Source organism: Bradyrhizobium sp. UFLA01-814, from assembly GCF_046718885.1.
GTDB lineage: Bacteria > Pseudomonadota > Alphaproteobacteria > Rhizobiales > Xanthobacteraceae > Bradyrhizobium > Bradyrhizobium elkanii.
Genome location: NZ_JAQOSR010000322.1, coordinates 1 through 4,156 on the forward strand (window position 1 = coordinate 1; position 4,156 = coordinate 4,156).

The following is a 4,156-nucleotide window of genomic DNA, read 5'->3' on the forward strand; positions in this document are numbered from 1 at the left end:
TGGATATCGCGGCGACGCGCCACGCGAACAAAATAGGCGTCAAGCGCCATTCAAAAGGGCCGCAGAGCTACGCTTACACTCGAGGCGGCCGCGACCGAGGATGAACTCGCCGCCGGGAAGACAGCCAGAAGGGCGCAGACGGTGCGTTCGTTTGAGCGCAAGCGGCCGGTGCGCCAGCCCTTTCCTGACGACATCGAGCGAGAGCGCGTGGTCCTGCCGGCGCCGACGCAATGTCCCTGTTGCGGATCGGTCCGGCTGTCAAAGCTCGGCGAAAGCGTGACCTCGACGCTGGAGGAGATCCCACGCCGGTTCAAGGTGATCGACACGGTGCGGGAGAAGTTTAGTTGTCGGGACTGCGAGACGATCACGCAGCCGCCGGCGCCGTTCCATGCCACGTCGCGGGGCTATATCGGACCCCAGCTTCTGGCGACGATCCTGTTCGACAAATTTGGTCAGCATCAGCCGTTAAACAGACAGGTCCAGCGCTTCAAATGCGAGGGGATCAACCTGTCGGTCTCGACACTGGCGGACCAGGTGGGCGCCGGCGCCTTTGCGGTCAGGCCGATCTTTGAACTGATCGAAGCCTATGTGCTCTCCGCCAATAGGCTTCATGGCGACGACACGAAGATCCCGATCCTGGCGAAGGGGAAGACGGACACCGGCCGGATTTGGACCTATGTTCGCGACGATCGGCCATTCGGCGGGCGAGATCCACCGGCGGCGCTGTTCTACGCCTCACGCGATCGGCGCGGCGAGAATCCCGCGCGGCATCTTCAGAACTTCGCTGGGATCCTGCAGGCCGATGCCTATAGCGGGTTTAACGCTCTCTTCGATCCCGGACGCAAGGCGGTCGCCGGCCACGGCCGCCTTCTGCTGGGCGCACGGGCGCAGAGCATTCTTCGAACTGGCCGATATCGCCCAGAACGCGCGCCGCGGACGGTCGGCGACAGCGATCTCGCCCGTTGCGCTGGAAGCGGTTCGTCGGATTGACCAGCTGTTCGAGATCGAGCGCGACATCTATGGGCTGAGCGCTGAGGAGCGGCTGCACATCCGCCGGGAAAGAATCGCGCCACTGCTGACCGACCTTGAGGCTTGGCTCCGGGCGGAATCTGCCCGGCTCTCGCGTTCGTCCAACGTGATCAAACCGATCAACTATCTGCTCAACCGTTGGGAGGGCTTTGCTCGCCTTGTCCACGACGGAAGGATCTGCATGACGAACAATGCAGCAGAGCGGGCGTTGCGCGGTTTTGCCCTGGGAAGAAAGGCATGGTTGTTCGCCGGTTCTGATCGCGTCGCGGAGCGAGCTGCCGTGATGGCCACGCTCATCATGACTGCGCGTCTCAACGACATCAACCCGAAAGCCTGGCTTGCCGACGTCTTCGCGCGCATCGCCGATATGCCGCAGAACCGCCTGCACGAGTTGTTGCCCTGGAACTGGACGCCCCCTGCGCCGACATCCTCCACCCAGGCGGCGTAACCATGCACGTCAACAAGGTTTATGCCGTCTTCACCATCAGTCGCGTCGCCAAGGACCTCGGAGAAGACGAGGAGTGGCTCTGGGACGTGGCCAACGGAATGGACACAGAGGATGGCGTCATCTGGGTTTACGGCATAGGTGACGACCAGGTCATGGCGTTCACCGACTTCGGTATCGAGAACCTGACCGAGCTCATCAGGATGCACAAGGAAGACCCCGACCTCCTTAAGCGCCGGAATCGGTGAGCCCCTGTCCGCCGCCTAGCTCGGATGGATACCCTATGAGCGCTTTATGCGCAACAGAAGCCGACCATGTGCCGCCCAAGATGAATGACGACTGCCTGCTCGAGCTCAGTTGGATGTGCGACGGGCGCGAACTGTCACAGGAGCGATCCCGCTGCCCGGCTCGAAAAACGGGAGGCAAACATCCCAAGATCGCCGGCTGATAGCTCAAGAAATCCTGCCACTTCCGCCTATCGCTCAGGTCGCTGCAAGCAGATATCCGCATTGAGAAGATCTCAACGTGTGCTGCCTGATCTCGTCGTGAAGCCCACTAGCATATATCGTGGATTCATTTACTTCCTGTGCAGAGCGCTTGGCCACGCCACTATGGCTCTTTCATCGTGGCCCAGATGGGTGATCCACATCGTCCTGATGTTCGATTTTGTATGGCCTTGACCGACTTATCGAGCTGATATCGGCGGGCGGTCTCGTCTAGGGCTTTTTGTACCGAACGGTCGCCGCTCTTCTTGGAGGCACTCCATTGGCTTGCGGGAAATAGGACGTCAGGCAAATGCTAACAAGCGACAGGGCTTCGAACCGCGTTCCGAGTGACACGCCACTTATATCAGCTTCGCCACTAGCCGCCTTCGTACCTAACCTCCGAGATCGGCGACCCTTGCCTTATTGGCAGGAGCTGGATAGCTCTGACTTACGGAGTCTACTAGTCTTAGTAGGTTCGTTGTTCTCGGTTTTCGGGTAAATGACTGCAATAGTTCTGGAAGACAGGTGTCTGTGGCCTGAGACTCGTACGCTTGTCCACTGCTAAACCCGCTGGGAGAAGCCGGATCGTTCATTGGGCGGCGTGCTTGCAGAGACACGTTTTAATCGCATGACCAAAGCAGCATTCTGAATATCTACTATCGGATACCGTAGTAAAGCTATGCAAGAGCAGGCGGCCTAAGTGTAGGTAACAAGGAAGTTTGCAATGAAATCAGGCCATCGCAAGGAATGTTGATGCCCTTTTCAAACTTGACGAGATTTGGGTGAACTGGCGATCGCATCAATGTTGCGGATATAAGCGCGCCGCACGGCGGTAACGAGTACAAACAGGCACATTTCGGAGACACAACCGTGTCGTCGTATTTGAACAGCAGCGATCGCATGGGTCCAGACCAAGCGGCCGAAATTGCAGAAACTGCGACATGCAAGGCATTTAGGAAAGGATTGATTGTCGAATGATGCCGAGCCGTTGATCAGCCCGTAAAGTTCTTATCTGCACGCCTGAACTCAGGCCGGTATTCCGGGAATCTCTAGCCGAACACACTGGAACAGACAGACTAGGAAACACCATGGCCTATGAAACCATCAAATATGAGATCGCGGAGCAGATCCTCACCATCACGTTGAACCGGCCGGAGAAGCTCAACGCTTGTACTGTCGCTATGGAGCGCGAGTTGATTGAAGCCTTCGACCAAGCCGATAAAGATGACGACGTTCGCGCCATCATCGTAACCGGTGCAGGCCGCGCGTTTTGCGCTGGAGCCGATCTTAACGCCGACTCATTTGACACTGATGCTAAGCGCGGACCGGTGAAACGGCTGCCTGATGGCACGGTGGACTACGGTGATCCGAAAGTCAGCGAGAGTGGTGGCCACCTCACGTTGCGGATATTTAAATGCCTTAAGCCTGTGATCGCCGCGGTGAATGGGCCGGCCGTCGGCATGGGAGTGACCATGCAGCTCGCGATGGACATCCGTATTGCGTCTGAAGCCGCGCGCTTCGGCTTTGTATTTTCGCAGCGTGGTATCGTGCCGGAGGAAGCCTCGAGCTGGTTCCTGCCGCGCATCGTCGGAATCGCGCATGCGCTTGAGTGGTGCTACACTGGCCGCGTCTTCCCGGCGCCGGAGGCGCTTGCGGGACGGTTAATCAGCATGGTAGTCCCACCTGATCAATTGCTGCCGACCGCTCACGCGCTGGCGCGCGAGATCGCCGAGAAGACCGCTCCGGTGTCGATCGCGCTGATCCGACAGATGATGTGGCGTATGTTGGGTGCCGATCATCCCATGGAAGCCCACAAGATCGATAGTCGCGGATTATATACGCGCGGCCGTTCCGCCGACTCCAAAGAAGGCGTGATGGCCTTCCTCGAGAAGCGGCCCGCGGTGTTCAAGGATAAGGTGTCCGTCGATATGCCAGATTTTTTTCCATGGTGGACGGAACGTGAGTACAAATAACTATCGGACGTTACGCCGCGCTTGCGAGGTGGCCAGCCTCGCGGAGGCGAACGAGAGCCTAGGATAATTGTCATAATTGTTTCCACGAAGGTAGCGGCGTGAAGATCGGTTAAGTGAGGTGTGGCGATGACAACGGATCTCCTCGGTTCGGAAGGGTTTGGGATCAGCGTTGTGCCGATCGATGAACGAGGAGATGTCAGCCCTGAGGGCTGCGACGCTGCGGT

Annotated in this window: 2 protein-coding genes and 1 pseudogene; all 3 read left to right on the forward strand. The window is 58.4% G+C overall.

Annotation, left to right across the window (positions count from 1 at the left end; translation table 11 throughout):
- Nucleotides 1-78 precede the first annotated feature (78 nt).
- Nucleotides 79-1,477 (forward strand): annotated as a pseudogene (gene tnpC / locus PMN64_RS42295) (IS66 family transposase); the annotation flags it as partial.
- A gap of 2 nt (nucleotides 1,478-1,479) precedes the next feature.
- A complete protein-coding gene (locus PMN64_RS42300; RefSeq protein ID WP_411785043.1) occupies nucleotides 1,480-1,722 on the forward strand; it encodes a hypothetical protein in 243 nt (80 codons plus the stop codon).
- 1,325 nt (nucleotides 1,723-3,047) lie between these two features.
- Entirely contained in the window at nucleotides 3,048-3,932 is an 885-nt protein-coding gene (locus PMN64_RS42305) for a crotonase/enoyl-CoA hydratase family protein (protein WP_411785044.1), read from the forward strand.
- Nucleotides 3,933-4,156: the final 224 nt, after the last annotated feature.

Bases quoted from the DNA above. Each gene is read 5' to 3' on its own strand.
- PMN64_RS42300 (WP_411785043.1), top strand. From the start codon at position 1,480: ATGCACGTCAACAAGGTTTATGCCGTCTTCACCATCAGTCGCGTCGCC.
- PMN64_RS42305 (WP_411785044.1), top strand. From the start codon at position 3,048: ATGGCCTATGAAACCATCAAATATGAGATCGCGGAGCAGATCCTCACC.